The organism is Paraburkholderia sp. (assembly GCF_035501035.1).
Taxonomy (GTDB): Bacteria; Pseudomonadota; Gammaproteobacteria; order Burkholderiales; family Burkholderiaceae; genus Paraburkholderia.
This window is the reverse complement of sequence record NZ_DATJWR010000342.1, coordinates 1-3,830: the sequence shown is the minus strand read 5'-3', so window position 1 is coordinate 3,830 and position 3,830 is coordinate 1. Positions and strand designations below refer to the sequence as shown.

Annotated in this window: 5 protein-coding genes; all 5 read left to right on the top strand. The window is 66.4% G+C overall.

Annotated features, from left to right (window positions below; all coding sequences use genetic code 11):
• On the top strand, positions 1-959 hold a 959-nt coding region (gene paaA / locus VMJ11_RS25170), incomplete at its 5' end, for a 1,2-phenylacetyl-CoA epoxidase subunit PaaA (protein ID WP_325622853.1).
• Between the two features lie 73 nt (positions 960-1,032).
• Entirely contained in the window at positions 1,033-1,329 is a 297-nt protein-coding gene (gene paaB, locus VMJ11_RS25165; RefSeq protein ID WP_325622851.1) for a 1,2-phenylacetyl-CoA epoxidase subunit PaaB, read from the top strand.
• Between the two features lie 17 nt (positions 1,330-1,346).
• Complete coding sequence (paaC, locus tag VMJ11_RS25160) at positions 1,347-2,150, top strand: 1,2-phenylacetyl-CoA epoxidase subunit PaaC (RefSeq protein ID WP_325622849.1); 804 nt, start codon at positions 1,347-1,349, stop codon at positions 2,148-2,150.
• A gap of 30 nt (positions 2,151-2,180) precedes the next feature.
• Positions 2,181-2,738, top strand: coding sequence for a 1,2-phenylacetyl-CoA epoxidase subunit PaaD (paaD, locus tag VMJ11_RS25155; protein WP_414694466.1), 558 nt, complete (start codon positions 2,181-2,183; stop codon positions 2,736-2,738).
• A gap of 7 nt (positions 2,739-2,745) precedes the next feature.
• A partial coding sequence (gene paaE, locus VMJ11_RS25150) for a 1,2-phenylacetyl-CoA epoxidase subunit PaaE (protein ID WP_325622845.1) occupies positions 2,746-3,830 on the top strand: 1,085 nt, incomplete at its 3' end.

The window sequence follows — 3,830 nt, the reverse complement described above, 5'->3', positions numbered from 1 at the left end:
CGCTCGACGCCAGCGCCGATTCGCCCGAGCAGTCCCGCTTCGACGCCGTCATGCAAGCCGACGGCAAGATCGAGCCGCAGGACTGGATGCCCGACGCCTATCGCAAGACGCTCGTGCGGCAGATTTCGCAGCACGCGCACTCGGAGATCGTCGGCATGCTGCCGGAAGGTAACTGGATCACCCGCGCGCCGAGCCTCAAACGCAAGGCCATCCTGCTCGCCAAGGTGCAGGACGAAGCCGGCCACGGTCTCTATCTGTATAGCGCGGCCGAAACGCTCGGTGTGTCGCGCGACCAGCTGGTCGATGCGCTGCACAGCGGCAAGGCCAAGTATTCGAGCATCTTCAATTACCCGACGCCCACCTGGGCCGATGTCGGGGTGATCGGCTGGCTCGTCGACGGCGCGGCGATCATGAACCAGATCCCGCTGTGCCGCTGCACCTACGGGCCGTATGCGCGCGCCATGATCCGCATCTGCAAGGAAGAGTCGTTCCACCAGCGCCAGGGCTTCGACGCGCTGCTCTCGATGATGCAGGGCACCGACGCCCAGCGCGAACTCGTGCAGCAGGCGGTGAACCGCTGGTGGTGGCCGGTGCTGATGATGTTCGGCCCGAGCGACAAGGATTCGATCCACAGCAACCAGTCGTCGAAATGGGGCATCAAGCGGATCTCGAACGACGACCTGCGGCAGAAATTCGTCGACGCGACCGTCGACCAGGCGAAGGTGCTCGGCGTCACGCTGCCGGACCCGGACCTGAAGTGGAACGCGGCACGCGGCCACTACGACTACGGCGCGATCGACTGGGAAGAGTTCTGGCGCGTCGTGAACGGCGACGGCCCGTGCAACCGCGAACGGCTCGCCACGCGCGTCAAGGCGCACGACGACGGCGCCTGGGTGCGCGAAGCGGCGCTCGCCCACGCCGAAAAAATGCGCCAGCGCGCCCAGCAGCACGCCGCTTAAGCAGGCCACACAAGCGGCGCCACAGTACAGATCAACGCCGGCAGCGCGCCGGCAAGGATTCAGGAGATCCGCGATGGAAAAGTCAGCAAACAGGGAATGGCCGATCTGGGAAGTGTTCGTGCGCAGCAAGCAGGGACTCGACCACAAGCACTGCGGCAGCCTGCACGCGTCGGACGCGTCGATGGCGCTGCGCATGGCGCGCGACGTCTACACGCGCCGTCAGGAAGGCGTGAGCATCTGGGTGGTGCCGTCGTCGGCGATCACGGCCTCGGCGCCCGAGGAAAAGGCGGAGCTGTTCGAACCGGCGGGTGACAAGATCTACCGCCACCCGACGTTCTACACGCTGCCCGACGAAGTCAACCACATGTAAGCGCGAAGCCGACCGATATGGACATCACGCCCCAACATCTTGCGTACGTGCTGCGCCTCGCCGACAACGCGCTGATTCTCGGTCAGCGCAATGCCGAGTGGACCGGCCACGGCCCGATCCTCGAAGAGGACATCGCGCTCACCAACATGAGCCTCGACCTGATCGGCCAGGCGCGCCTGCTGTACACGCACGCCGCCGAGCTCGAAAAGACGCTCACCGGCCGCGCGCGCACCGAAGACGACTACGCGTACTTCCGCGCCGAGCGCGAATTCGCCAACTACACGCTGGCCGAGCTGCCGCACTATGGCCCGCTGACCGGCACGGCGCACGCCGACAAGGACTACGCCGTCACGATCGTGCGCAACTTCCTGTATGCGTCGCTGATGGCGCATCTGTGGACGGCGCTCACGGCGTCGACCGACGCACAGCTGGCCGCGATCGCCGCGAAGTCGATCAAGGAAACGCGCTACCACGTGCATCACGCGCGCGAGTGGCTGGTTCGTTTCGGCGACGGCACGGCGGAATCGCACCGTCGCGCGCAGGCCGCGCTCGAGTATCTGATGCCCTACACGCGCGAGTTCTTCAGCCCGGACGACGTGGAACAGCACATCGCCGCGGCCGGCATCGGCCCGAACACGGCGGGGCTCGAAGCGGCCTGGCTCGAAGACGTCCGTGCAGCGCTCGACGAAGCCACGCTCACCTTGCCCGAACCGGTGAAACACATCACGACCGGCAAGCACGGCGAGCATTCCGAGCACATGGGCTTTGTGCTGGCCGAGATGCAGAGCATCGCACGCCAGCATCCCGGCGCGAGCTGGTAAGCCTCGAGAAACGAACCCGGAGCCATGACGATGACGGCCACCCTCGCACCCCGCGCTGACCTGCCCCACAGCACCGACCCCGCGCTCGAACGCGCATGGTCCGTGCTCGAAGCCGTGCCCGACCCGGAAATCCCGGTCGTATCGATCCGCGAACTGGGCATCCTGCGCGACGTGCGCCGGGCTGCCGACGGCGTGCTCGAAGTCGTCATTACGCCGACCTACTCGGGTTGCCCGGCGATGTCGCAGATTGCCGAAGATATCGGCCTCGCGCTCGATGCAGCCGGTCTGACGCCGCACCGCATCGCCACCGTGCTCGCCCCCGCCTGGACCACCGACTGGATCACCGACGACGCCCGTGAAAAGCTGCGCGCCTACGGCATCGCCCCGCCGACGGGCCAGTGCGCTAGCGGCCCGGCGCCCGGCGAGCAGGTGATCCGCTTCGTCCCCCGGCCACTGGCGGCGCCGGCCTGCCCGCGCTGCGGCTCGGTGCATACCGAACGTCTGGCGCAATTTGGCTCGACGGCCTGCAAGGCGCTGTACCGCTGCCTCGACTGCCGCGAACCCTTCGACTACTTCAAACCCTACTGATATCGATATGGCTACCCCGCAATTTCATCCGCTGCGCATCCGGGAAGTGCGGCCTGAAACCGCCGACGCGGTTTCGGTCGCCTTCGAAGTCCCCGTCGAGCTGCGCGAGCAGTATCGCTTCACGCAAGGGCAGTTCGTCACGCTGAAGACCCACATCGACGGCGAGGAAACGCGCCGCTCGTACTCGATCTGCGTCGGCGTCACCGATTACGACCGTGACGGCGAGCTGCGCATCGGCATCAAGCGCGTGCGCGGCGGGCGCTTCTCGAACTTCGCGTTCGACACGCTGCAACCGGGCCACACCATCGACGTGATGACGCCGGACGGGCGCTTCTTCACGCACCTGAATGCGGAGCAGGGCCGGCAGTATGTGGCGTTCTCGGGCGGCTCGGGCATCACGCCGGTGCTCGCGATCATCAAGACGACGCTCGAAATCGAGCCGCGCAGCACGTTCACACTGGTGTACGGCAACCGCAGCGTCGAGCAGATCATGTTCGCCGAGGAGCTCGAAGACCTGAAGAACCGCTTCATGAACCGGTTCGTGCTGTATCACGTGATGTCGGACGATCTGCAGGACGTCGAGCTGTTCAACGGCGTGCTCGACCAGCAGAAGTGCGCGGAATTCCTCGAGACGCTGATCCCGGCGGCCACCATCGACGAAGCGTTCATCTGCGGCCCCGCGCCGATGATGGACGCCGCCGAGGCTGCGCTCAAGGCTGCCGGCGTGGCGCAGGCGAACGTGCATGTCGAGCGGTTCGGCACGCCGCTGCCGCAGGCCGGCGTGCCCCCCGTCGAAATCACCGACGACATGCCCGCCGCCGACCTCGAAATCGTGCTCGACGGCAAGCGGCGCAAGCTGCGCCTGCCGTACGCGGGCGTGAGCGTGCTCGACGTCGGTCTGCGCGCCGGCCTCGCGCTGCCGTATGCGTGCAAGGGCGGCGTGTGCTGCACGTGCCGCGCGAAGGTACTCGAGGGCGAAGTGAAGATGGAAAAGAACTACACGCTGGAAGAGCAGGAAATCCGCGACGGCTATGTGCTGACGTGTCAGTGTCATCCGGTCAGCGACAAGGTCGTCGTGAGCTACGACGAACG

What these genes read in the sequence shown, in the direction of transcription:
- paaC (WP_325622849.1), top strand. Translation starts at nt 1,347, where the DNA reads ATGGACATCACGCCCCAACATCTTGCGTACGTGCTGCGCCTCGCCGAC.
- paaB (WP_325622851.1), top strand. Translation starts at nt 1,033, where the DNA reads ATGGAAAAGTCAGCAAACAGGGAATGGCCGATCTGGGAAGTGTTCGTG.
- paaD (WP_414694466.1), top strand. Translation starts at nt 2,181, where the DNA reads ATGACGGCCACCCTCGCACCCCGCGCTGACCTGCCCCACAGCACCGAC.